At 29.5% G+C, this 26,863-nt stretch carries 24 protein-coding genes; 20 read left to right on the forward strand and 4 right to left on the reverse strand.

The genetic code is table 11. The features are described 5' to 3' along the window. Positions 1-27: 27 nt before the first annotated feature. Positions 28-408 carry a metal-dependent transcriptional regulator gene (locus B3086_RS15180; RefSeq protein WP_346893844.1) on the reverse strand — a complete coding sequence of 127 codons (381 nt, stop codon included), beginning with the start codon at positions 406-408 and terminating at the stop codon, positions 28-30. A 496-nt stretch (positions 409-904) separates the two neighbouring features. Continuing rightward, a complete protein-coding gene (locus B3086_RS15185; protein WP_346877203.1) occupies positions 905-1,903 on the reverse strand; it encodes an AraC family transcriptional regulator in 999 nt (332 codons plus the stop codon). A gap of 174 nt (positions 1,904-2,077) precedes the next feature. Between B3086_RS15185 and B3086_RS15190 the strand changes: the two genes are divergently transcribed. The 14 genes from B3086_RS15190 to B3086_RS15255 all read left to right on the forward strand — a co-directional run bounded on the left by B3086_RS15190 (position 2,078) and on the right by B3086_RS15255 (position 16,192). Next, on the forward strand, positions 2,078-3,022 hold the full coding sequence (locus B3086_RS15190) for an ABC transporter substrate-binding protein (protein WP_346877204.1): 945 nt from the start codon (positions 2,078-2,080) through the stop codon (positions 3,020-3,022). Continuing rightward, positions 3,009-4,001 (forward strand): iron ABC transporter permease, encoded by a 993-nt coding sequence (locus B3086_RS15195; RefSeq protein WP_346893846.1) that lies wholly within the window; start codon positions 3,009-3,011, stop codon positions 3,999-4,001. Before B3086_RS15190 ends, B3086_RS15195 begins: the two co-directional genes overlap by 14 nt. Position 4,002: 1 nt before the next feature. Next, positions 4,003-5,010, forward strand: coding sequence for an iron ABC transporter permease (locus tag B3086_RS15200; protein ID WP_346847246.1), 1,008 nt, complete (start codon positions 4,003-4,005; stop codon positions 5,008-5,010). Continuing rightward, positions 5,011-5,799, forward strand: a complete 789-nt coding sequence (locus B3086_RS15205; RefSeq protein WP_346878464.1) for an ABC transporter ATP-binding protein — start codon at positions 5,011-5,013, stop codon at positions 5,797-5,799. Position 5,800: 1 nt separating this feature from the next. Beyond that, entirely contained in the window at positions 5,801-7,021 is a 1,221-nt protein-coding gene (locus tag B3086_RS15210) for an MFS transporter (protein ID WP_346893848.1), read from the forward strand. A 129-nt stretch (positions 7,022-7,150) separates the two neighbouring features. Beyond that, positions 7,151-8,302 carry a sensor histidine kinase gene (locus B3086_RS15215; protein ID WP_346893850.1) on the forward strand — a complete coding sequence of 384 codons (1,152 nt, stop codon included), beginning with the start codon at positions 7,151-7,153 and terminating at the stop codon, positions 8,300-8,302. Between the two features lie 2 nt (positions 8,303-8,304). After that, complete coding sequence (locus tag B3086_RS15220; RefSeq protein ID WP_346847250.1) at positions 8,305-8,943, forward strand: response regulator transcription factor; 639 nt, start codon at positions 8,305-8,307, stop codon at positions 8,941-8,943. 85 nt (positions 8,944-9,028) lie between these two features. Further along, positions 9,029-9,964, forward strand: a complete 936-nt coding sequence (locus tag B3086_RS15225; RefSeq protein WP_346877208.1) for an ABC transporter ATP-binding protein — start codon at positions 9,029-9,031, stop codon at positions 9,962-9,964. A gap of 11 nt (positions 9,965-9,975) precedes the next feature. After that, entirely contained in the window at positions 9,976-11,070 is a 1,095-nt protein-coding gene (locus tag B3086_RS15230; protein ID WP_346893852.1) for an ABC transporter permease, read from the forward strand. Further along, positions 11,061-12,128 carry an ABC transporter permease gene (locus tag B3086_RS15235; RefSeq protein WP_346847253.1) on the forward strand — a complete coding sequence of 356 codons (1,068 nt, stop codon included), beginning with the start codon at positions 11,061-11,063 and terminating at the stop codon, positions 12,126-12,128. The genes B3086_RS15230 and B3086_RS15235 overlap by 10 nt, the downstream gene beginning before the upstream one ends. A 327-nt stretch (positions 12,129-12,455) precedes the next feature. Continuing rightward, a complete protein-coding gene (locus tag B3086_RS15240) occupies positions 12,456-12,878 on the forward strand; it encodes a fasciclin domain-containing protein (protein WP_414632300.1) in 423 nt (140 codons plus the stop codon). A gap of 256 nt (positions 12,879-13,134) precedes the next feature. After that, entirely contained in the window at positions 13,135-14,610 is a 1,476-nt protein-coding gene (locus tag B3086_RS15245) for a protein adenylyltransferase SelO (protein ID WP_346879457.1), read from the forward strand. Positions 14,611-14,723: 113 nt separating this feature from the next. Further along, positions 14,724-15,773, forward strand: coding sequence for a MerR family transcriptional regulator (locus tag B3086_RS15250; RefSeq protein WP_346847256.1), 1,050 nt, complete (start codon positions 14,724-14,726; stop codon positions 15,771-15,773). Between the two features lie 35 nt (positions 15,774-15,808). Further along, positions 15,809-16,192, forward strand: a complete 384-nt coding sequence (locus tag B3086_RS15255) for a (deoxy)nucleoside triphosphate pyrophosphohydrolase (protein WP_346847257.1) — start codon at positions 15,809-15,811, stop codon at positions 16,190-16,192. Positions 16,193-16,238: 46 nt separating this feature from the next. Here the strand turns inward: B3086_RS15255 and B3086_RS15260 are convergent, their stop codons facing one another. Continuing rightward, positions 16,239-19,148 (reverse strand): DUF3427 domain-containing protein, encoded by a 2,910-nt coding sequence (locus B3086_RS15260; RefSeq protein WP_414632301.1) that lies wholly within the window; start codon positions 19,146-19,148, stop codon positions 16,239-16,241. 286 nt (positions 19,149-19,434) lie between these two features. On the opposite strand from B3086_RS15260, the gene B3086_RS15265 reads away from it, so the two are divergent. From B3086_RS15265 to B3086_RS15275, 3 genes are all read left to right on the forward strand, one after another. Next, positions 19,435-20,523 (forward strand): radical SAM protein, encoded by a 1,089-nt coding sequence (locus B3086_RS15265; RefSeq protein ID WP_346847259.1) that lies wholly within the window; start codon positions 19,435-19,437, stop codon positions 20,521-20,523. 38 nt (positions 20,524-20,561) lie between these two features. Continuing rightward, on the forward strand, positions 20,562-21,023 hold the full coding sequence (locus B3086_RS15270; protein WP_346847260.1) for an 8-oxo-dGTP diphosphatase: 462 nt from the start codon (positions 20,562-20,564) through the stop codon (positions 21,021-21,023). Positions 21,024-21,246: 223 nt separating this feature from the next. Further along, positions 21,247-22,110 (forward strand): DegV family protein, encoded by an 864-nt coding sequence (locus tag B3086_RS15275; protein WP_346847261.1) that lies wholly within the window; start codon positions 21,247-21,249, stop codon positions 22,108-22,110. 172 nt (positions 22,111-22,282) lie between these two features. Here B3086_RS15275 and B3086_RS15280 read toward each other — a convergent pair whose 3' ends face one another. Further along, positions 22,283-23,614, reverse strand: coding sequence for a DUF4910 domain-containing protein (locus tag B3086_RS15280; protein WP_346893858.1), 1,332 nt, complete (start codon positions 23,612-23,614; stop codon positions 22,283-22,285). Between the two features lie 331 nt (positions 23,615-23,945). Between B3086_RS15280 and B3086_RS15285 the strand changes: the two genes are divergently transcribed. The 3 genes from B3086_RS15285 (at position 23,946) to proB (ending at position 26,849) form a co-directional block, all read left to right on the forward strand. Continuing rightward, positions 23,946-24,788, forward strand: coding sequence for a helix-turn-helix domain-containing protein (locus B3086_RS15285; RefSeq protein WP_346847263.1), 843 nt, complete (start codon positions 23,946-23,948; stop codon positions 24,786-24,788). 77 nt (positions 24,789-24,865) lie between these two features. Next, on the forward strand, positions 24,866-25,780 hold the full coding sequence (locus B3086_RS15290; RefSeq protein WP_346847264.1) for a hypothetical protein: 915 nt from the start codon (positions 24,866-24,868) through the stop codon (positions 25,778-25,780). A 256-nt stretch (positions 25,781-26,036) separates the two neighbouring features. Continuing rightward, positions 26,037-26,849 carry a glutamate 5-kinase gene (gene proB, locus B3086_RS15295; protein ID WP_346847265.1) on the forward strand — a complete coding sequence of 271 codons (813 nt, stop codon included), beginning with the start codon at positions 26,037-26,039 and terminating at the stop codon, positions 26,847-26,849. The last annotated feature ends 14 nt before the right edge of the window (positions 26,850-26,863 follow it).

Raw genomic sequence — 26,863 nt, forward strand, 5'->3', positions numbered from 1 at the left:
AAAAGCAATTTTAAATCGTTGATTTTTTTATTTATTATTATGTTTTGAAAGAAATTTTTGCATAGCATAAACAGAATCTGAACTAATAACGTGTTCTATAGCACAAGCGTCTTCATCTGCAATAGAACTATCGATGTTTAGAATTTTTATAAAGAAATCTTTAATAATATGATGCTTTTTAGATGTAGATCTAGCTATTTCTAAGCCTAAAGGAGTTAAAAATATTTCCTTGTATCTTTCATTAGTTATAAGTCCTTTTTCAGCTAAAGTTACCATAGCGCTATTAGTGCTGGCTTTAGTTACTCCAAGCTTTTCTGCTATGCGAGTCATTTTAACTCCTTTACCTTCTTCTGATAACTCATAGATAGCTTCTAAATAATTTTCCATTACAAAAGTAAGTTTTTTCATACAAATCTCCTGTGATTTTTAAAGTTAATTTTATTCACTCTACATTAATAAAATGTCTTTTAATAATAATAACATATTTTATATGGAGTTCCCAGAATAGAGATATAATATATTGATCCAGAAATGTATTAAATGATGTTTTTCTCTTAATTCTTCACCATCTTTTATGAAATAAAAAATATGAAGTCTTTTTACTATATATTCAGGGAGGTCATAATAGATATATCTTGCTTTGAAGTTATATCTATATGGTTTGTATTTAATCCTAAGCATTTCTAGAAGTAGACCTAAGGAAAAATTTTGATAAAATGATATTGCTTCAATATAGTTATGTCCGTTAAGTTCCTTCTCAATAAGGAACTGGTACAGATTAAATAAACTATCTACTTTTTCTATTATTGACCTAAGAGTTTTTGAAAGCTCAATCTTATTAATTGGAGCTACTTGGGCTACATTGCATTTGTCGAAAAGCACAAGTATATATCCATGGATTTCTTTATTTTGTTTTTCTGAATTTCAATGGAGTTTTTCCATAAGTCTTTTTAAACATTTTAGAAAAGTTTGCAGAATAATTATAACCAACTTTTTGAGATATTTCTTCAATACTTAAATCTGTGGTAGATAAGAGGTTTGCAGCAATATTCATTTTAATATGATTGGTGTATTCCCCAATGGACATATGATAATGCTTTGAAAATCCTGCTTTTAATTTTTGTTCGTTCAAAAATACCATCTTACTTAAAGTACTAATATTAGGAGGGTTATTATAATTTTTTTCTAAAATATCATGGACTTTTTGAATAGCATGGATATCAGACGAGGTTAGTTTTATTATTCTGTTAGCACCAATATTAATATTTCCATAGTTAATTTGATTAGTAAAAGCATTCTCAGGTTTAGTGGACTCATTTATTAATATAGCTATGCACTCTAAAATTTTACTTTCTAGATAAATACTATTTAAGGAATTTTCATAAGTTAAACTTTGTAACTGATTAATAATATCTATAATTCCTAAGGGTAGATAAGTATAGGTATAATTTTTAATAAAAGAATCAAAATCCATTATCTTTGGAAAGTTAGGTTTTATTATTTCTTTAAAATAATTTTCGTATATAGTGATTTCAGTTCCATGAAAATGTTGTCCTTTTTTCCAATGCTGTTCACCTTTTAGATTTTTTTCAATGACAAAGAAGGATGAAGGGGTAAAGGATGAAACAGGATTATTTTCAATTTTAAATTCTGTAATTCCTTTATAAACTAAACCAAAACGCATTAAATATTCAGGATTATCAAAGTATATGGAAAAATCCTCAGGTATTGTATAGTCTGCAATACCTAAATTATAATAACCATCTCTTGAATAAGTAATTAAGTGGCCAAGTTCAGGCTTATTTTTATTTGTATATAAAGTATAGTTTTTACTTTCAATTTTACTAAAGCATAATTTATTTAAAACCACAGATTTAAACTCTTCACTAGATTTTACTATCATAAAAATCCTCCTTCTTATAAATAATATTATATATAATTTGTAATTAATCAAGGGAAAATACTTTATTTAGATGTAAAAATAATTAAATTAGGTGCAAATATTGTTATGATAATGATAATCATATACAATTAGCTTTGTTAATATAAGAATTTAATTATTGAAAGGAAGATATAGATGAAAAGAAAATCAGTATTAAAAGCAATTCTAGCTACCTGTATGACATCAATGATTTTAGTTGGTTGTTCAAATACTTCAACTGTAGAAGAAAAAAGTAAAACCGTTACAGTAACAGACGTTAGAGGAGAAGTTGAAATTCCAGAGAATCCTGAAAGAATAGTTGACTTAAGTGGTAATAGTGATATTTTATCAATTTTAGGATATAAGGTAATCGGAACTGCTAATAGTGATGCTTACGATTATACAAAATTCCCTACATATTTAGAAGAGACATTAAAAGGTGCAACTATATTAGGTTATAGCATGCAAGATACTATGGATGTTGAAGCAATAATGAACTTAGATCCAGACTTAATTGTCATATCAACAGTGCAAGAAAAAATGTATGATCAATTAAGTGAAATCGCTCCAACTGTAATGATTAAATTAGAAGCTTTAGACTGGAAGGAAGATGTTAAGTCTTTAGCAAAGGTATTTAATAAAGAAGAGGCTGCAAATACGTGGTTAGAAAATTACGATAAAAAGTCAAAAGAAGTTGGAGATAAGATTAAAGAAACTTATGGTAAAGATACAACTTATTTATCTTTCTTAGCTAGTGGTGGTCAATTCTATGTATTTGATGGAGCAGGTTTTGGTAATGTTTTATATGAAGATTTAGGATTAGCTAAACCTGAAGGTATGCCAGAACAAAATGATATAAGTTTACCAGTGGTAACATATGAAGGATTAGCGTCAATAAAATCAGATTATATATTTGTGATTGCAACAGATGAAGATTTAAAAGTACTTGAAGAGAATGGGGTATGGAATAATTTACCTCAAGTAAAAGAAGGTAAAGTTGTTAAACTAGATTCTTCACCTTACTTTGTACAAGGCTATAGTTCAATAGGTAGACAAGTGCTTTTAGACGAAATAATGGAGATGTTAAATGAAACAAAATAATAAAAATACAATAACTTTTATAGTTTGTAGTATTTTTATTCTAATAATCGGTGTATTCCTAGCTATTAGTCTAGGAGTCACCAATATTGGAATATCAGAAGTTTGGAATAGTATTTTTAATTATAGTGAAACTATAGAACCTATGCTAATCAGAGATATGCGTATTCCTAGGGCCCTTACAGTGTTACTCACAGGGGGGATTTTGGGAGTGACAGGAGCTATGATTCAAGGAGTTACAAGAAATCCAATAGCAGAGCCGTCCCTTCTTGGAGTAAGTCAAGGGGCAACTATGGTTATAGCTATATTTTATGCTGTTGGGATTACTATAAATACTATAAATGTTATGATAGCTTCATTAATTGGGGCAATCTTTAGTGGAATTATAGTGATGGGATTTACATCAAGAAAATCAAATAATAGATCTATAGCAAAAATACTTTTGGCAGGTACTGCTATGAGTACTTTCTTTATTTCTTTAACAACTATAATAGGACTTTTATCAAATAAATCTCAGTTTATTGCTTTTTGGGTTTCAGGAGGTTTCAGAAATGCAACCTGGGCAGATTTTAATTTAGTTGCAATAGTTGGAATCCTAGGTTTAATAATAGCTATTTTCCTATCAGAGAAAATAAATATTCTAAGCTTAGGGGATAATGTGGCAATTAGCCTTGGGCAAAATCCAGAAAAAATAAGACTAATAACTTTCCTTGTTATGATACCAATGTGTGCAGCGGCTGTGGCTGTTGGTAAAAATATAGCCTTTGTTGGACTTATAGTTCCACAAATAGTAAGAAAAATATTTGGAGAAGATTATAGAAAAAATATACCTTTTTCTTTCTTGTTAGGTGCAATACTATTAACTTATTCCGATATAGCTGCAAGAATGGTGTATAGTCCTTATGAAACCCCTATTGGAATTTTTACAGCCTTAATAGGTGTTCCATTCTTTATAGCTGTAGCAAGAAGGGAGCGAGGTTGATATGAAAAGAAAAAGATTTAAAATAATAATCTCAATGTTATTTATTTTATTACTTGCATCTTTAATTATGTATTTATGTTGGGGAACTTATAAAATATCACCTTTAGATAGTATAAAAACTTTATTAGGTCAAGGAACAAAACTTCAAAATGCAGCAATTTTAAATCTTAGACTCCCTAGAATGTTAGTTGGAATTTCTGTGGGTATTGCTTTATCTACAGCAGGAGCACTGTTGCAGACTATAACAAAAAATGATCTAGCAGATTCAGGGATAATTGGTATTAATGCTGGAGCAGCAGTGGCAGCAGTTATATTTGTTTCATTAAAAACTTTAAATTACTATAGTACACTTGGCCCTCTATCTGTTTATGTATTACCATTTATGGCCATTATAGGTGCAGGAATTTCAGCCACTATAATTTACTTATTATCAAGTAGAAATGGAGTTAAACCAAAGAGATTACTACTTATAGGACTTGGCCTAAATGCGGGATTAAATGCTTTTATTACCTTCTTTACTTTTAGAGGTGGAGTTGGTGATTACAATAGAGTATTAATTTGGACATCTGGAAGCCTTTGGGGAGCAGGATGGAACTATGCAAAAGTAATTATTCCCTTAGTTACTTTAATGTTTATGGTTGTATTATTGGATTATAAAAAGTTAGATGCTCTTAATTTATCTGATGAACATGCAATTTCTCTTGGCTTAAACTTAAATAGGGAAAGAAAAAAGTTTTTATCCTATGCGGTTATTCTTGCTGGTGGAGCTACAGCTTTTGCAGGAAATGTAGGATTTATTGGATTAATATCTCCTCATATAGCAAGAAAGTTAGTTGGGCCCTATCATAAAAATTTCTTATGGGTATCTGGAATTATAAGTATAGTAATAGTTTTATTTGCTGATGCAGTTTCAAGAAACTTATTTTCTCCAATTGAAATACCTGTAGGAATCACAATTTCAATATTCGGAGTGCCATATTTTATTTATTTAATGATGAAGGAGAAATAGATGGAAGCTATTAGTGTAAAAAATTTATCAGTAGCCTATGAAGATAATCTCATAATAGATGATATGAATCTTTCCATTCCTAAGGGTAAGATAAGTATTATTATAGGGGCAAACGGATGCGGAAAATCAACTCTGCTAAAAACAATAGCAAGGGTAATAAAGCCTAAAAATGGAGATATCTTTATAAATGGAAAAGATATAAAAATACAAAAAGAGAAGTATATAGCAACACAAGTGGCCTTTCTACCTCAAGGCCCTGTGTGTCCAAGTGGAATTACTGTAAAAGAATTAGTTGCTTTTGGAAGATTTCCACATCAAAAACTCATAGGTGGACTTAAGGCTCATGATAAAGAAATTATTGATTGGGCAATAGAGGAGACAGGACTTACGGATTTTGCAGATAGAGAAATAGAAAATTTATCTGGAGGACAAAGACAAAGGGCTTGGATTGCAATGACCTTAGCACAAGAAACAGATATAATTATGCTAGATGAGCCAACCACTTATTTGGATATGTCTTATCAGCTTGAAGTATTACAAGTGTTAGAGAAATTAAATAAAGAAAAAAACATTACTATTATCATGGTGTTACATGAGTTAAATAATGCTTGTAGGTTTGCAAGTAATATTATCGGACTTAAAAAAGGCAAGGTTATTTGCCAAGGTACCCCTATGGAAGCTATAACTAAAGAAAACTTAAAAGAGATTTATGGAATTCATGGTAAGTTGCAATTAAGTGAAAATAAAAATTACCCTATATGCATAGATTATGAACTTATAGGGGGATAAAATGAAAAACAAAAACTTTACTATAGTGGTTACTGGACAGATAATATCTTTATTTGGGAATGCAATTCAAAGATTTTGTATGTCCTTATACATTTTAGATTTAACAGGAAGTGCCGCTATTTTTTCAAGGATATTGGCAATTTCAACTATTCCATACATATTATTTGCACCTATTGCAGGACTATTAGCTGATACAGTAAATAGAAAAAAGATAATGGTTTACCTTGATTTTTTCAGTGCTGGGTTAATGGCTATATATTCAATAATATTGATAAGTGGAAGAGATAATATCATAATAGTAGGAAGCATTATGTTCATGCTATCTACTATTTATACCTTATATAGTCCTTCTGTTACAGCTTGTATTCCACAAATAGTTGAAAAGGATAAACTAGCTACAGCTAATGGAATAATTCAACAAGTTGGTGCTATAGTAAATTTAGTTGGGCCTATAGTCGCAGGTTTATTATATAGTTTTATTGAGATAAAAACAATCGTAATAATAAATGCTATCAGCTTTTTTATTTCAGCTATTATAGAGCTATTTTTAGAAATTCCAGATTTGCAGTTAAAGGAAAAAATAAAAAAACCTATTTTACAATCTTTTAAGGAAATGAAAAAGAGTTTTATTTATCTAAAAGAAAAAAAGAAAATTGTCTTAGGAATTATAGTTTCTTATGGTTTAACTAATATTTTTGTAGTACCAATTCTAAGTGTTGTATCTCCTTATTTTATTAAAATAAAATTGAATATGCCTTCAGTTATATATGGTTTTGTAGAAGCAATATTTGTTATAGGAATGATGCTAGGAGGATTATTAATAACATTTAGACCTAAAATGTTTAAGATGAAACACATACACAAAACTATGTATCCTATGGTAGTAGCTATTGTAATTATAGGGATTTCCACTCATTTAACTAGAACAAATAAATTTATTGTTTTAGGATTTTATTCTATAGGAGGTCTTGGAATAATGTTATCACTAGCTTTATCTAACATTATATCTTTAACCTATATTCAACAAGAAATAAAAGAAGATATGCTAGGAAAGGTAAGTGCTTTTTCTACTGCTATTGCAACAGCAAGTGTTGCACCTGGTCAGTTAATATATGGACAACTTATAGATATTAATTTAAGCATTTACAATATCCTATTATTAACTTTAATTCTAAGTATAGGAGTAGTTTGGTTTATAAAATGGAATGTTAGGGAAATTTAAGATAAGGAATCTTCCTAGGGTGTTTATATATAAGGTTAACAAAACATAATCATATAAAAAATACACTAGTAATTTTATGTGATTTAGGCTTAAATAAATATATAGAGAAATATATATTAGGAGAGCGGTATGGTAAAAAGTAAAGAATTATTGTTAATGAGATATATATCATTTTGTATATTAACCTTTCAGTTGTTTGTAGAAGTTGAAAATAAGAGCATAGTAAGTCTAGTTTTTCTTCTATTATTTATTATAAATAATCATTTGAGAATGTTTTATTTAGAGAAAGAGAGAAGTGCTATCCTTTCAATAATAATAGAGCTAGTATTTATACCATTGGCACAACTGAACTTTGGAGGAACTATTATTTTTTACTTAATAGGGGTATCCATAGATTTATTCCCGTTGAAAAGTAAGATAGTTAAGTATGGATTAGGGCTTATAATTTTATTTATTGGAATTTATCCGAAGTTTAGTGGGCCTATTGAAGATGGCATTATTAATTTTGTTTTACTTGGAATCTTCTTTATTCTTTTAAGTTATATATCTAGACTTTTTAGTACAAAGGTTGAAGCACAGCAGCTTTATGATAAGCTTAGAGTTTCAGATGAAAAACTTATAGAAGCTAATAAGGAGCTTGAAGGGTATGTAGAATCTATTGAGGAATTAACTTTATTAAAGGAAAGAAATAGAATATCAAGGGAAATTCATGATAGTGTTGGACATACTTTATCTACTGCTATGATTCAGTTATCGGCTATGGAAGCCATTGCAGAGAAGGAAAATAGTTCTATGAAGGATATGATAGGAAATTTAAGAGCTTTTATTAGTGAAAGTTTTCAAGATGTGAAGAGAGCTGTAAGGGAGTTAAAGCCCGATGAATATGATAACTATCAAGGAATTTTAAGACTTCAAGATGTATGTAAAAACTTTGAGAGAATGTCTGGAGTAGAAGTTAAGGTCATTATATCAAAGGGTGATTGGAATTTATCAACTAAGCAGATTAATCATTTATATAGAGTGATTCAAGAGATTTTATCAAATTCTTTAAAGCATGGTAAAGCAACTATAGTTAAGGTTATTATGAATTTTACAGAAGATGAATTTGTAATATCCTTTAGTGACAATGGCGTGGGAACAGATAAAATTGTGGAAAGTGGACTCGGACTTAAAAGTATAAGGGAAAGAGTAGCGGAGATAGAGGGTATAGTTCATATGAAGTCTAGCAAAGACAATGGTTTTTTTGTTAAGGTTATAGTTCCAAGGGAAGTGGAGGTGTAGGAATGGAAAAGATTAAACTTTTAATTGTAGATGATGAGAAATTAATAAGAGAAGGCTTGAAAGTAATGCTTTCAGTTTATGAGGATATTGAAGTTGTTGGGATAGCTGAAAATGGTTATAAGGCTTTGGAAGTTTGCAAAACCACTGATGTTGATGTTGTTCTTATGGATATAAGAATGAAAACTTGTGATGGGGTTATGGGGACAAGACTTATTAAGGAACAGTTTACAAAGATAAAGGTTATAATTCTTACTACCTTTAAGGATAAGGAGTATATAAGAGAAGCCATGAGGTATGGGGCTTTTGGTTATATGCTTAAGGATAGCTCCCATGATGTAATTTATGAAGGTATAAAAATGGCTTATAAAGGTAATATGGTAGTTCATCCTGATGTGGCCATAGAAATGATGGGAAGTAATGGAGTAATTAAAAGTGATATAGATAAGTATGGACTTTTGGAGAAAGAGCTTAAGATAATAGAAGCAATAGCTAAAGGATTAACTAATAAAGAGATTTCAGAAGAGTTGTTTTTATCAGAAGGAACAATAAAAAATAATATAACCAATATACTATCAAAGTTGAAGCTTAGAGATAGGACGCAGATTGCAATTTTTGCTTTTAAAAATGGAATAGTGACTTAAGTCATTTATGTAGTGACCTTAAGTTATGGCCATCCCCCTGGAAATATCTTATTATAATAGTAAGATAAGTCTAGGGGGTAATTTTATGAGTATTATAGAAGTAAAAAACATCAGTAAAAGATTTAATGATAAGTTAGTTTTAGATAATATTAGCTATGAAGTAAAAGAAGGGGAGATATTTGGCTTTATTGGACCTAATGGAGCGGGTAAGTCAACTTTAATAAATATTATGACAAGCTTATTAACACCAGATAGTGGGACTATTGAAATATGTGGATATGATATTTTAAGGGAGCCGATTAAGGCAAAGGAATGTATGGGATATGTTCCACAGGAGTTAGCTCTAATGGAGGACCTTAATGCCTATGATAATTTAGAGTTCTTTGGAGCTTTATATGGATTAAAGGGGAAACTTTTGAAGGAAAGAATAGCAGAGGCTCTTAAAGTAACTGGATTAGAGGAAACTAAAAAGCAAAAGGTTAAGAAGTTTTCAGGTGGAATGAAAAGAAGACTAAATATTGCAGTATCAATTCTCCACCATCCAAAAGTTTTAATATTGGATGAGCCTACCGTTGGCGTAGATCCGCAATCAAGAAATCATATATTTTCTTTCATAAAAAATATATGTAAGGATTGGGGTACTACAGTAATTTATACTTCACATTATATGGAGGAAATCGAGGAGCTTTGCAAGAGAGTATTTATAATTGATTTAGGCAAGGAAGTATCCTATGGAGATAGAGAAGAGATTAAGGCTTCAGTTTTCTCTAACAATAAGGTGATTATTGAAACTCAAGAGATAAGTGGAGAAACAATAATGAAGTTAAAGGATTTAGAGGGAATCGATAAGGTATCAGATAAGGATAATGTACTTAATTTAACTATTGATTCAAAGTTTAAGCTGGCTAGTGTGCTTTCATTATTAGAAAAAGAAACTGTTAATATAAAGAAGATTAGTTATGAAGAGGCAAAGCTTGAAGATGTATTTTTATCATTAACAGGAAAAACTTTAAGAGATTAGGGGGAAGAGCTATGAAGGCATTATATTATATAAAAACTACCCTTAAAGGTATGTTTGCAAATGGCGTAGTTACCATAGCAACTTTTATCTTATTTCCTATTTTACTTGCATGTTTTATGGCATTTTTTCATAATTTGGATGATGAAAATCCATTAAAGCTTAAGGCATTAAATGTTCAAATTGTTGATGAAGACAACACTGAAAATTCAAAAAGGCTTGTAGAACTTTTAGGCGGTGATGATTTGAAAGAGGTTGTAAATATAGTAGATAAAAAGCCAGATGTGGAACTAACAATAAAAGAAGGATATGAGAAAAATGTTTTATCTTTAAATAAGGGAGATATAATTATTAATAAAAAAGTAGAAGGCATGGGAATGTCCACTGACACCTTAAAGGTAATATTAGATAGATATCATCAAAGTTTATATGTATCTATAGCTGGTGGAGATATGGGGAATTTAAATAGAATTATGGAATCATCTATAGTTGAAGATATTACAATAGATACTATAAAAACCAATAATCCCTATGAAAAGATATCAGCATCCATGATTGGCTTTGTAATTACCATTCTTATATATACAATGATTCATGGTGGTTATGCAGATATTAGTGTAAATTTAGATAAAAGAATTAATGCAACTCCTATTACAAAATTACAATATCTTTTTTACGAGACTATGGCTTTGATAGTATATGTGTTTATAATAATCAGTGGATATGTAATTTTCTTTAGAGTAGCTGGATTAAGTTTTAAAGGAAATATTTTAGATTTAATATTATTAATATTAATGGGAACTATGCTAGTAGTATCTATGTCTAAAAGTATATCTACTATATTTGGGGCTAAGTATGGAAAAATAATTGGGACTATAATATTTACCTTACCCCTAATAAGTGGAGAGATATTTTCAGGTGAAGGTAATAAAATTGCGTTGCTAACACCAACACATTATTTAAATAATGCATTTAATTTATATAATTTAAATGGAAATTTAGAAGGCTGTGGGAAATGGATATTAATTATATTTGCAATGTCAATTATTATATACTCTGCAGCAATAATTAAAGCAGTAATTCAGGGGAGGAAAAAGGTATGCGCTTAATAAGATTAGTATTAATTAATATGAAAAGACAATTAAAAAGTCCATTTATGTTACTAATGACCTTGATATTTCCTGTTGTTATGATTTTAGTTATAAATGGTGGAGGTTTAAGTCACGGATCAGGAAGCATAGGAATTATAGATAAAAGTAATTCAAATCACTCTACTGAGGTTATTGAGAAATTGAGTGAAGAATATTCAATAAATACACTAGATGGAAAGGTAGAAGACAATTTCGATTTGCTTAGAGAAAATAAATTAGGTGCAATTTATGTTATAGAAGATAACTTTCAAGATTTATTAGATAATGGAGAGCTTCCTAAAATTCAGTGTTATAGTACAGAAGCAGCTAGTGGCTCAATAATGGCAGAAGATATTATAACAAACTATGTATCTGGAGTTGTTGAGGAAGAAGTAAGTGCGGGATTAAGCACAAATTCTACTACTGCAGTTATTGTAGATGAAGAAGTAGACAGTAAAGAGGATTATAAGATGACTATATTATTGATATGTTATTTTATGATGATAGGTGGTTCCGTTATTGCGGGAGAAATAATTAAACTTAGAGAGCAAAAGGTATTAAAAAGAACCATAGCAACTAGTAATTCAGATATAACTATTTTAGGTAGTTTATTTATTTCATCCTTTATAATTCAAGGAGTTTTAAGTTGCTCAGCTTTTATAATCTTAACACTTGTATTAAAGCTTCCTAACAACAATATTCCTCAAGGAATACTAATCATATTTCTAAGTAGTTTAGTTACAACATCTATTATTGTAGCAGTAACAAGATGGATTAGAAATGTAACCTTAGCAAGTCTATCTACAGTTGTTTTTGGAATAGCTGCCTTTGGTATGGGGATTTTTGGATCAGAGTTAGATAGCTTTGATAATGTTCCTGAAATAATAAGTAGAATCAGTGTAATATCACCATTTACATGGCTACTCAGAATAATAAATACAGGAAAAATTATTATTCCTATCTTAATCATATTTTTAATGTCTATTATGTTATTTACAGCAGGTAGCTTTAGGCTCAGGGAGTTTGTTAAAGAATAATGTGGATTTAATATTAGTAGCTTTCAATTTAGGTTGGGGCTACTATTTTTTTATGTGAATTTATTTCAGAGAAATATTAATTAAGTACGTATATATTTATTTAGAATAATCTAGATTTTTAATGGGCAAACTTAAATGGAATAAAAGTTACAAATTTTAAAAGAGGGTGTAAAAACTTTACACTAACCCAAATAGTAAAGGAGAATGATTATGAAAAGAAAAATTAAAATTATTGTAGCGTTAGCAATGATGGTATTTATTATCCAAATGCCTTTAGTGGCAAGTGCACAGAGCATTTTACATATTCAAAGTGATACCATGAAAGAAATGGCAGAACCAAAGGACATAGTGGATATAGCTACAAGTGATGGCAGATTTAAAACTTTAACAGCAGCTTTAGAGGCGGCAGGATTAGTTGATACCCTAAAGAGTGAAGGTCCATTTACAGTGTTTGCACCTACAGATGATGCATTTTCAAAACTTCCAGCAGGAAAAATTGATGAGCTATTAAGACCAGAAAATAAAAATGTGCTTACAGATATTCTAACTTATCATGTTTTCAAAGGTAAAGTTACTGCTGCAGATGTTGCCAAATTAAATGGCAAGGAAATAGCCATGGCAAATGGAAAAAATGCTAAAATAGAGGTTAAGGGTGATTCAGTATTTATTGATGGTGCCAAAGTTATAATTACTGATATTATGGCTAAAAATGGAGTTATACACGTAATTGATACTGTAATGATGCCTTAGTAGATGGAATATACAAACAGTTTAAATTAAGGTAAAAGATGCTAATCATCTTAGGATGAAGCATCTTTTTTGATTTTTATTTTATATTAAGATTGATAGATTTAATTTGATATTTCAATAGTAAACAAAGACATAAGTATTTAATGAATAACATATTAGAATAAATAATTATTAAAAGTATAAACTAAAAAGAGGTTAGTTATTATAGAAGTTTATATCTATAATTTATATAAAATGAAGAAGAAAAGGAGATAGGATGAAAGAAGGAAAAGCATTAATAGAAACAGGATTCAATTTGGAAAACAGTTATTCTGGACTTCCGGGAAAATTTTTTGCAATGCAAAGACCAAGTCATGTACCATCACCTAAACTAGTTATGCTAAATTATGCGCTAATAAAATCTTTAGGATTGAATGCTGAAGGATTACAAAGTATTGATGGAGTAGATATACTTGCAGGAAATAAGATTCCAGAAGGAGCTATGCCTATTGCTCAGGCATATGCAGGACATCAATTCGGCCATTTCACTATGTTAGGTGATGGGAGAGCTGTTCTCATAGGTGAGCATATTACTCCCTTAGGTGAGAGAGTTGATATTCAGCTTAAGGGTTCAGGTAGAACTCCATATTCACGAGGAGGTGATGGAAAAGCATCACTAGGTCCAATGCTGAGGGAATATATCATAAGTGAAGCAATGAATGCACTAGGTATTCCTACTACTCGTAGTTTAGCTGTGGTTATAACTGGTGAGTCAATAATGAGAGAAACACAGTTACCTGGTGCAATTCTCACTCGTGTAGCAGCTAGTCATATTCGTGTTGGTACATTTCAATACGCATCAAAATGGGGTACCGTTGAAGAACTTAGAGCTTTAGCTGATTATACTTTGCAAAGACATTTTCAAGAGGTAAAGGATAAAGAAAATCCATATCTTTTATTACTTCAGCAAGTAATTAGGAAGCAGGCTGAGCTTATTGCAAAATGGCAGTTAGTTGGGTTTATCCATGGTGTAATGAATACTGATAATGTAACAATTAGTGGAGAAACAATTGATTATGGGCCATGTGCTTTTATGGATGCCTATGATCCTTCTACTGTATTTAGTTCTATTGATATTCAGGGTAGATATGCTTATGGTAATCAACCTAATATTGGTGCATGGGATCTTGCCAGATTTGCGGAGACTCTGTTACCATTGTTACACACTGATGAGAATGAGGCATTAAGGCTAGCACAAAAAGAAGTTTCACATTTTGCTGATTTGTATAAGAATAATTGGATTAGAGGAATGAGAGCAAAACTTGGAATTTTTAATGAAGAAGTTGCTGATGAAGCTTTAATTGAGGAACTTTTAAGTATTATGAAAAAGTATGGTGCAGATTATACCAACACCTTCCGTGTATTAACTAGTGGAAAGATAGAGGATAATGTACTCTTTGGCAAAGAGGAATTTGATAAATGGTATAAGCGATGGCAGGAGAGATTAACGAGACAAGAAGAATCGGAAATTTCCTCAAGGGAACTTATGCAAAGAAGTAATCCAGCAGTAATTCCACGTAACCATAGGGTAGAAGAAGCACTAGAAGCTGCAGTAAATCAAGGAGATTATAGGGTCATGGAAAGGCTATTGGATGCTCTCTCAAAACCATATGATCACTCTAGAGAACTAGATTATTACACTACATTGCCAGAGACATCAACGTGTCCATACCGAACTTATTGTGGAACTTAATATAAAAATAGCTAGTAAAATTAATTTGGTTTTACTAGCTATTTTTATTGACTTTAACCCTAGACGAAAGTTTAGAATAGTATTATTAAGAGTATTATTAAGGGGATGAACACATGGGAAGTAAATATACTATAAGTGAAGTAAGTAAAATGTTTAATATAACTACTAATAAAATTAGATTTTATGAGAAAAAGGGTTTATTAAAGCCTATAAGAGAAGAAGAAAATGAGTATAGAAAATTTAATGAACAAGATATAATTAAATTACAATCTATATTGCTCTATAGGTCAATAGGATTAACTATTAATGACATTAGAAATATATTAGATAATAATGAAAAAGAAAATTGTTTAGCACATTTTAATAATCAATGGAAATTCGTTAATGATGAAATACATAGGCTTAATAGTATAAGAAAATCTTTAGAAGATGTGATAGACAAGCTTTATGGAGAAACAACAGGATATGAAATAGATAGTGAAGTACTAGATATAATAAATAGTAGTAATAAATTAAGTAGTATTAGAAATAACTGGAAAGATAAATGGGGCTTTAATCATTGGGCAAAAACATATGATAATGACGTTATTGAAGATAAAGGACAATTTAAAATATATAAGAACTACAATTTAATATTGCAAAGTGTATATGATTTAGTAAATAATGTGAAGTTAAAAAATCCAATAATACTTGAAATAGGAGTAGGTACAGGTAATTTAGCAAGTAAGTTTTTAAATAACAATTGTGAGATAATTGGAATAGATCAGTCTAGGGAAATGCTATTAGTAGCAAAACAAAAATATCCAAATTTAAAAGTTAGATTAGGTGAATTTTTGAAGATACCATACGATAATAAGTACTTTGATATTATTATTTCAACATATGCATTTCATCATTTAAATGAAAGTGAAAAAGTCATAGCAATAGAAGAAATGATAAGAGTACTAAAAGATGATGGAATAATAGTTATTGGAGATTTAATGTTTAAAAGTAAGGATGATGAAAAAGGTATTTTTAATGAATTATCTAAGGAACAAGTAGAAGAAATAGAAGATGAGTATTATTCACATATTGATTTTTTAGAAAATGAATTTAAAAAATATAATAAAAATCTAGAGTATAGAAAAATAGATGAACTTAATTATATAATAAAAGTAGATTAGTATTTAAAAAAAGCATAGTAAAAGAGGGGGAACATATGAAGACAATAGAAGTAGTAGCAGCAGTAATAAAACATAATGATAGAATATTTATTACACGTAGAGGATACGGTGACTTTGTTGATATGTGGGAATTTCCTGGAGGTAAAATAGAAATTGGTGAATCAAAGGAAGAAGCACTTATTCGTGAGATAAAGGAAGAATTAGAATTAGATATAAAAATATCAGATTTTTTAACCACAGTAGAATATGATTATCCTAGTTTCCATCTTATTATGCATTGTTTTATTTGCCAAATTTCTGGTGGGAAATTAAATCTAAATGCCCATAATGATGCTAAGTGGATTACATTTGATGAATTAGATGGTGAAAAGTGGATTCCAGCGGATATTTTAGTTATTGATGCTCTAAATAATATGTAAGAAAAGGGACTTAGCAAATTAAATTACTTTGCTAAGTCCTTTTACATTATGAAGTAATGTATTCATAAATATCTTCTCTTACAGGTGTAATTAATTGATATTTAATTTCCACAGCTGTTTTATTAGTATTTTTCATAATGAATTGGACAGGTGTTCCTACAGCTTTAATTTTTCCAAGGAAGTAAAATTCTTTTGAAATTTTATCATCTTTATTTTTCCTCAGAAATAAGCTCATTTCAACACCAGTTTCTTCAGCTTTATAAGCTTGTACAATATCATCAGAAGTTATTGTTCTGCCTGACTTTGATATAGCAATTAACTGGGATGGAGATAGAAATCTATCTTCATAGTTAATAGTATCAGTAATATCTTCAGATTTCTCATAGTTGATAAATACGGGATATGTTTTAGTGGTTTTATCGAATTTATATCCACCAATATTAAGTGCAACTTCACCTTTCTCCCACTGAAGTAATCTACAAACATCCTCATAGGTATATTTTTGATATAACTGAAAACTAGTATTCATATAACTTTTACTGTAGAATTTCGTATATCTTTCCATTCCAAAATGGATTAACTCCTCAACCATATATTTAAAATCCCTATTTTCAAGATGATTCTTAAAGGATTTAGAAATTTTATAATCAGAATCTGATACTTCTAAAAAAACACATTTTTCATAAGTTTTTTTACCAGTGCCAGTGGGAAATTCATTTGTAAGAACATTAACCACATTAGTTTCAGTGGTAGCTTTAAAATCTATATTATAATCATCTTTTAGCTCTTTTTTCAGTCTATGGATTAGATTGGTTTCATGGTTAATAGCAAGCTTAAGCATAAGCAGTTCATGAATTCTTTTACCGGAAGCTAGCTTTTTAGAGATGAATTCAATAAATAATTCTTCAGACTTATTAAGTTCTATAGCATAGTCCTTCTCATATTTTTTTAAGAATTTATAGTATGAACCCAGGCTTTTATTATCAAATATTCTTAATGGGTCAATAGATTCATAAGTATCAAAATCTGTTAAACTTGGTATTCTACCAATCTTTTGCTTAAGATTATTATAACTTTCTTTAATTAGCTTAATATCATTAAAATTAGCTTTATCAATGGACTCAAATATTTTATTTTTAGATATTTCATCAAAATTAATAGTGGAACAACCAGGTATTATTCTTGTTCCTTCCATAACATATTTTCTAATGGAATCTTTATTAAAGGTTCTATCTCCAGATAAAGCAATGGGAATTAAAAAATTGCTGTTATAGTTTCCTATAAAGTCTATAATAACAACATATTCTTTAAAATTATGTTTTCTAAGACCTCTACCTAATTGTTGAACGAAAATTATAGCTGACTTAGTTGGCCTTAACATAACAACTTGATTAACAGCAGGTATATCTACACCTTCATTAAATATATCAACTGTGAAAATATAATCTAGAGAGTTATTTAATTCTTCTTGCTCTAAACGTTGAATTGCTGATTCTCTTTCATCCTGAGTATTTTCTCCAGTTAAGGCTACTGTTTTATAGCCGCGAGTATTAAATATATTTGATAGTTGAATGGCTTCTTTTTTATCACTACAGAATATTAACCCCTTTACTCTTTCACCACAATATCCATAAAAATCAATTTTATCGATGATATGATTAACTCTTTCTTCAGCTACTAAAGCTCTAAAATCTGATTTTTCCTCTAACTCCACACCATTAACACTAATATCAGATACACCAAAATAATGGAATGGACAAAGTAAATCTTCTTCTAAGGCCTGTTGAAGACGTATTTCATAGGCAATGTTGTAGTTAAATATTTTAAAAATATCAAAGTTATCACTTCTTTCAGGGGTGGCTGTCATGCCAAGTAAGAATTTAGGATTAAAATATTCAACTATCTTTTGATAACTATTAGCTCCTGCCTTATGAACTTCATCGATGATAATATAATCAAATTCATCTTTGCTAAAACTTTGAAGCACCTCATCCTTTGATAGTGTTTGGACTGTACAAAAGATAAAGTCTTTATTAATTTCCTTTCGGCTTCCAGAGAGAATTCCCATGCTTCGAGTATCACCAAATACATTTTGAAAGCTATTTAGGTCTTGATTGGCTATTTGTTCTCTATGTACTATAAATAGAGCTTTTTTAGGATTATAATTTCTTAACTCAAAAGCAGATAGATAAGTTTTTCCAGTACCAGTAGCAGAAATTAAGAGAGCCTTATCTGCACCGTTTTCCCTGAGCTTATTTAATCCTTGAATAGCAGCTACCTGCATTTTATTTGGCTTAAGCTTATATTGTGCTAGCCTTGGAATGTTACTTTTTCTTGCGTATTCAATTTGCTTTTTATAAATATCTTCATAGGTTTCTATCCAATTTAAAGTTAAGTCATCAGCATCCTTCCAAAGCTCCTGAAATTCATCAATTACATTTTCAGTTAAGGAACCTGCCTCTAAAGAGGAAATTTTTAAATTCCATTCCTTATTTTTTGTTAATGCTGATTGAGTTAAATTCGAACTTCCTACAATTAATTTATAATGATCTTCATATTTAAATATATATCCTTTAGTATGAAAGTTTTCTTTGCTATATAACTTAATTTCAATATTTGAAAATTCAAGTAGCTTCCTTAATGCTTTAGGCTCACTGAAATTCAGATAATCTGTAGTTAAAATTTTACCTTTCACACCTTTTTTATTTAAGTATTTCAAGGTTTCTAGTAAGGGGGTTATGCCACTACTTGTAATAAAAGCAACGGATATAAAAAACTCTTTACATCTTGTTAATTCAGAGATTATTTCATTTAAAACTTTGCTACCTTTTAAATAGTCATTTACTATTAACTTTGGTGTTAAAGCTAAATTTGAATGGATTAAGCTATTTACTAAACCAGTTTCACTAGCTTTAATAATCTCATCTTTAATTATATTTTTATCATTTGTATCCATATCAATAGTCTTAAAGTTAATACTTACTGGTGTATTAAATATATCTGTTTTAGTTATAGTACTCATATTTACCTCACATTTAAATTATCATAGTTAAAGTGTAAATAATTTCATCAATTCTTATATTATAACATAATTATATGATATGGATTTTACTATATAATGATATAATGTATTTAAATAGAATTTATCATACTAAAGGTAAGGTGAACTGTGAATATTAAAGAATACTTGATATTGAAATAAAGTAAATTAAATAAATAATTTATAGGGAGATGGCATTGAAATGGGTACAGAGTTTAGTTTAGTTAACTATTTAAATGAAGGGGTAGAAAGCATTGTAAAGGGTGCAATGAAGGCTTCTTTTCAAAATCCCAAAGAGGCAAAGTTCATTATGAAATATATTTTAGAAAGCAAAAAAGCTGCTAAAAGAAGAAAAACCTTTGAAGAGAAAGGACAACATATTCCACCTTTCCTAATCTCAAGCATCACTAGTAGCTGTAATCTCTTTTGTAAAGGGTGTTATGCAAGAGCCAATAATACCTGTGGTGAAAAGTCAAATAAAGATCAAATGACAAGTTATCAATGGGAAGATATATTTAAACAGGGGAAAGAACTTGGAATTTCTTTTATATTACTAGCTGGTGGAGAACCTTTAATGAGAAAGGATGTTATAGAAAAAGCGTCTCAAATTAAAGAAATTATTTTTCCTATATTCACAAATGGGACTATCATTGATGAAGAATATATTAAGCTATTCGATGCTAATAGAAATCTTGTGCCTGTTATTAGTATTGAAGGTGATGAGAACAAAACTGATGCTAGACGTGGTAAAGGAACCTATGAACTTCTCATAAATAAAATAGATTCACTTAAATCTAAAGGAATATTATATGGAGCTTCTATAACTGTTACCACAGAAAATATCTATAATGTGGCTAGTAAAGAGTTTATAGCAGAATTATATAATAGAGGTTGCAAATTAGTAATTTTTGTAGAATATGTACCAGTAGTTGCTTCAACTAAAGATTTAGCACCAACTGATAAAGAAAGGAACTATCTTGAAAGTGAACAAGCTCGTCTTAGAGAAATTTATGAAGATATGATTTTTATTTCTTTTCCAGGAGATGAAAAACATTCAGGAGGATGTCTTGCTGCTGGAAGAGGTTTCTTTCATATTAACACAAGTGGAGGAGTAGAGCCATGTCCATTTTCACCTTTTTCAGATACAAATTTAAAAAATTCTAGCTTGTTAGATGCATTACAATCACCTTTATTTAGAAAATTAAGTGCAGCAGAAATGCTTCTTGGTGAACATAAGGGTGGATGTGTATTGTTTGAAAAAGAAGAAGAAGTAAAAAAGCTTTTGATATAAAACAAAAAAATATAAATTGTACTTAAGAGGTGTAATATATGGAGAATGTAGAACTAACAAATATGGTTATGATAATGGATAAATTAAATAATAAAGTTCTTGTTCAGAACCGCATTAAAGGAAATTGGACTGGAATAGCTTTTCCAGGGGGGCATGTAGAAAAGGGTGAGTCTATTGTAGATTCAGCCATCAGAGAAGTTAATGAGGAAACTGGCCTAGTAGTAAATAATTTAGAAATTTGCGGTGTTAAAGATTGGTATAGGGCAGAAGATAATAAAAGGTATATGGTTTTTCTTTTTAAAACTGATTCATACCAGGGAGATTTAATAGAGTATGGTGAAGAAGGTCATGTATTTTGGCATGATATAGATAAACTTAATTTATTAAATCTTGCCCATGGATTTGATAGGATGGTTAAAATAATATTAGAGGATAAACTTAATGAGTATTTTATTACAGAGAATCAACAAAAATCTCATTGGGAGCATATGCTAAAATAAAGATAAGTCAATTATAAGATTTAAGATTTTATGTTTAGCTTATTTTGAATGTTTCTGGATTATTGTGTGTAAAATATAAGCAATATAAGTATCTAAGTTCTTAGTAGGATTTCTGGGAATATGGGAATAAATTATTAATAGAACCTTATCTTAGAAATTTAACAAAGCTTTTTTGGTAAATTATACAAATGAAAAATGTTATGAATTTTATGGAGGTAAACTTGTGAAAAAAATAATTATTTTAGCAGAGAGCGGAGCAGATATTCCATTGGATTTAGCCACATTACATAATATTCAGGTTATCCCCATGCACGTGATAATGGGAGACTCATCTTATTTAGATGGTTCAATACCTGTAACAGAAGTCTATGATTATTATAAAAAAACTAAAAAAATACCATCAACTTCAGCAACAAATCCAGAAGAATTTCATCTTTTATTTAAAAAAATAAAAGATGAAAATCCGGGTTGTATTATTCTTCATATTGGATATACATCTAAAGCCTCTTGTGCTTACCAAAATGCACTTATTGCTTCAGAAGAAATGGAAGATATTTATCATGTTGATTCTTTAAATGTCACTGGTGGTCAAGGAGCAATTGTTTTAAGAGCAGCTGAAATCATAGAAAAACATCCAAATATAATGATAACTAATTTAATTGAAGAAATTCAGGATTACGTGGCAAGAGCCAGAGTATCTTTTATCCCTGGTGATCTTGCATATCTGAGAGCAGGAGGGCGTGTATCCAATGCTGCATACTTGGGAGGAACTTTACTACTAATAAAACCCCTCATTGAAATTGTAGATGGAAAGTTAATTTCAACACAAAAGTTTCGTGGGAAAATGGTTAGTGTTGCTGATAAGTATATGAAAGAATATATTAAGAGATACAATTTTGATAAAGAACAATTATATCTTATTTATTCTTTGGGTCTTGATGAATCTATAAAACATAACATGGAGGGAATTGCTAAAGAAGAGGGATTTAGAAAGATTATATGGATTCAAGCAGGATGTGTAATTACATCTCATAGTGGTCCAGGAGCTATTGGAATAGCAGGATTTGAAAAGGTTAGTTCTAAATAAAAGTAAGGCTCTATAAAATTNNAATTTTATAGAGCCTTACTTTATTAGAGAAAGGTATCCACTACAATTATATTTGCTTGTTCATTATTATCCATAGGAATAATAGTACACTAGAAGCATTATGTTACTTAAGTTCTTTTTTATATAAGATTTAAGATTTTATTTTTAGTTATTATTTTGAGAATCTTTCTGGATTATTACCAATTTCATTACATAAAGATGTAATTACGTTGCATGTATTAGATAAGTTTTCTTTATTGATCTTATCAGCGGTATCTTTATCCGTATGGTAGTCAACAAATGGGCCATATTCAAAATATGCCACTGGTATACCAGCTGCTTCAAAAGCTACATGATCACTTCTGTTACTTTCATCTCTTCTATTATCGTATTGGAAGTTATTCATACAACTTACTGCTAAATCTGCAGTTAAAGAATCCTTAGAGCTATCCATTGTGTAAACACATAAGTTATCACCGATACCAACCATATCGGCATTTATCATTGCAATAGTATTTTGTAAATCATCACTATTTAAAGATTGAACATAATAATTTGAACCCACTAAACCTATTTCTTCAGCACCAAATGCAATAAATTTAATATTACAATCAAGGTTTTTCTTGGATAAAATCCTTGCCGACTCCATTACAGTAGAAATACCTGAAGCATTGTCATTTGCAGCTGGGGTATCTACTCCATCATAGTGAGCTCCAACTATTAAGGTTTTAGCATCTTTCTTTTTAGATTTTAAGGTTGCAATAATATTTTTAGATTTACTATCTAGACACTGACTATCAACCTTTAGTGTGGCTTTAAGGCCTTTTTTTGAGGTTATTATGGTTGAATTAAGATATTCTGCATCAGCTTTAGATATTGTAACAGCTGGTATTTTTGTAGGTTCAACTAGGGTAGCAGATAGAGGTTCTTCGCTATTAGGATCAAAAAATATAACACCTACAGCACCCATTGCAGTAGCTCTTTCAGTTTTATTTTTAAATGTATCACCACCACGTTGAATAATAACAAGTTTATCTTTTACTTTAGCTTTTTCCAAATCAGCTTGTGTTCCCATATATCCATTAACGACTTCTGAAGTTAAGCCTTCCTTTGGAGTCTCTTTACTAAAGGTTAAAGCCTTAGATTCAACAACTTTACTTTCAGGTATATCTATTTTTACTTCTACATCATTACATTTAAATGCGGTTACAGGAAACTCTTGTTCATCAACACTAAGTCCCATGTCTTTAAACACTTTAGAAATATATGATGCTGCATCCTTTTCTCCATCAAACCCGGTTATTCTAGCATCATCCTTTGCTGAAAGTTTCTCTATAGTGCTATATATCCTATCTTCAGAAATATCCTTTGAAAAATCTTTGAATTTTATGCTAGTTATATCACTTAAGCTAGAGGATTTGTCTTTAACACTATTACAACCCACAAGTGATGTTATAACAATTAAAGAGCAACATATACATATTATTTTTTTGGTGCCTTTCAAAATTAATCCCTCCCCAAAATTATTAGTAAGTATAACCTTTGTTTTAATCTTAAAATAGATAAAATTTTATACTCCTTTCATTTATAACTAAATAGTATTTGTAATGTAGTTAGTACAATTCAATATATGCTATTTGTAAATTATATGAATATATTAACACTTAATTACATTTAATTCTAGTAATAAATTAAGCACACTAACACTTTTTATGAACTTTATCTATTAAAGATTTTAATAGATAAAATTTATCCTAAATATTAGAAATAATGTTATAATATTAGTACGATTATTAACAAAAATAAAAATAAATTATTATGAAGTGGTGGAACAAATGAAAGAGTTATCAGACTTATTTAAACCCATAACTAATAATATAATAAATAAATCAGATACTTATAGAGAAGTTGAGCCATGTGATACTTTAAAGCCATATATAAGATGCTTTTGGGGAAGTCCAGTGCCTTATAGAAATAAGGAAATAACTAAAGATGGGGATAGAAACAATATTGTGATTCCAGATTGTTGTATGGATATAATTTTTGATATAGATTATAGTAATAATAAAGTCAATAACCTATTTTGTAGTATAAATGATTATCCTTTTTATACAGAAGAGGTTAAAACCTCGGCGTTGATTTCTACCTTTGGTATCCGATTTAATTTTTGGGCTGTGCATTTATTTACAGATAATCAATTGCCTAAAAAGTGTAATGAGTTTGCAATTGTAGACCAATATTTTATGGGTTTAAGAAAAGAAATTGAAGATATAGTTATATATTATCCTAAGATTGAAGAAAGAATATATTACATAGAAAAGTTATTGCTAAGAAGATTATTCAATAAGAATTTTAGAAATAAAAATTTATTAAATGGAGTATATTATATTTTGAAATCTAAAGGGGTAACTACAATATCAGAGATTAGTAATTATATTTCTGTTAGTTCTAGACAGTTGGAGCGTATCTTTGGAGAATATATTGGAATAACTCCTAAGAAGTGCTGCAGTTTAGTTAGATATCAAAATATATGGAAAGACATAGCTTTTAAGAGAGATTTTAATCTTAGTAATATTACTTATAGTTATGGTTATTGTGATCAAGCTCATATGATAAATGACTTTAAAAAATACCATGGAAACACTCCTATGAAAGCTATAAACGAGTTAATTAAATAGAATGTCGCATTTTTACAATACTAAAGGTGTTTAATGTATTAACATTAAGTTATGAAATAAAGTTTGTGAGGTGTACTATGGAAAAGTTAAAGATGAGCCAATTTAAAAATATAGAGGAGCATATATTTAGTAATGGTAGAGATATTGAAAAAGTAAAATGGAATTATACTTTTAATAAGGGTAGTAAAGAGGATATAGTATCAGAACTAATAAAATATCAAAATGAGGATGGTGGTTTTGGAAAGGGATTAGAAGCTGATATGTTATTACCATCATCAACAAGTATAGCATCTACTGAGGCCATTTTTATTGCATATGATTATGACCTTAATTGTGAGGAGCCTTGGTTTGGAAATTTATTAAATTATTTTGAAAAAACCATTGAAGATACGCCATCATTCTGGGAGAAGGTTCCAAAGGAAGTTGAAAACTTTCCCCATGCACCATGGTGGATATATGCTCCAGATACAAAATTTACTCCTAACCCTTGTGCTGCTGTTGCCTCAGCTTTTATCAAGTATGGTAATGCTGTTCAAAAGGAGATAGGTAATAAAATTGCAGCTAGATGTATAGAGTTTTTAAATAGTAATGAAGAGTGTTCTGACCATGATTGCTATTGCCTACAAAGACTATTTATAGTTTTAAAAGAACTAAATTCAAATTTGATTAGTGATGTAACTATAAGGTCTATGGAAAGAAGAATATTAGACTGTCTTTGTATAGATGAGGCTAAATGGATGGAATATGTATCACAACCTTTAGATTTAGTAACTTCACCTGAGTCACAATGGTATAAATTAGTTGAAGCCTTTATAGAAAAGAACTTTTCTTTTTGGATTAATACATTGAAGGAAGAAGGTTTTTGGCAACCTAATTTTTCTTGGGGAGTAGATAGTGAAGTAGCTAGAAATGTTACTAAAATTTGGACTTGCTACATAGCTGTGAAAAGAGCCAGGATTTTCAAAGCTTTTGGGCTAATAAATTTATATTGATTTTAAATTAATATGTAAATAAGTTTTAAATTAATGGTGGTGTCTCGCCTCCACCATAAAACCCACGACAATACGGCAATGTATTGTGGTGGGTTATTTCATGTACAGGATATATGCTTAGGTTTGCTATGCATTGGAAGTTATTTCTAATAAATTGTAGAGTGAAGTAGTATTAATAAACTTATATTTTTATGATAATATTATTACAAGCTTATTAAAGATAAAATTAATGAAGGAAACTTAAGAGGAGATAAAAATGATATATCGCGAAAATATTAAAAATTCAAGAAGAATAATTATAAAAATTGGTACTTCAACCTTAACCTATGACAATGGAAATATAAACTTAAGAAGAATTGAAAAAATAGCCATGTCAATATCTGATTTAATAAATAGTGGGAAAGAAATAATCCTTGTAACATCTGGATCTATAGGTGTTGGAGTAAGTAAAATGAACTTAAAGGAAAGGCCAAAAACTATTAGAGAAAAGCAGGCAGCTGCATCTGTGGGACAAGTAGCACTTATGAATATTTATAGCAAACTATTTGGAGAATATGGCTATTCAGTAGGTCAAATACTTTTAACAAGAGACATTATAGAATGTGAAAGAAGTAGAAATAATGTTGCAAATACTTTTGAAACCTTGCTAGAAAGCGGAATAATTCCAATAGTAAATGAAAATGATAGTGTATCTATAGATGAAATTGAAAATATATCTAGATTTGGAGATAATGACAATCTAGCAGCAATAGTTTCTACTATTGTGGATGCAAATCTTTTAATAATACTATCAGATATTGATGGTTTCTATGACTCTAATCCAAGAACAAATAAGGATGCAAAGCTTATAAAAGAAGTGAAATATATAACGGAAGAAGTACTAAATTTTGCAGAAGGTGCAGGAAGTAATTTAGGCACAGGTGGCATGGAAACTAAAATACATGCAGCAAAGATTGTAACTGATAATGGTACAAATATGATATTAGCAAATGGAAAAGACCCAAGTAAACTTATTGATATATTAAATGGAGACGATGTAGGAACTTTATTTCTGGGAAAAGAAAGATAAACAAAATATGAAGG

It is taken from the genome of Clostridium sp. UBA871 (assembly GCF_002295255.1).
GTDB lineage: Bacteria > Bacillota > Clostridia > Clostridiales > Clostridiaceae > Clostridium_J > Clostridium_J sulfidigenes.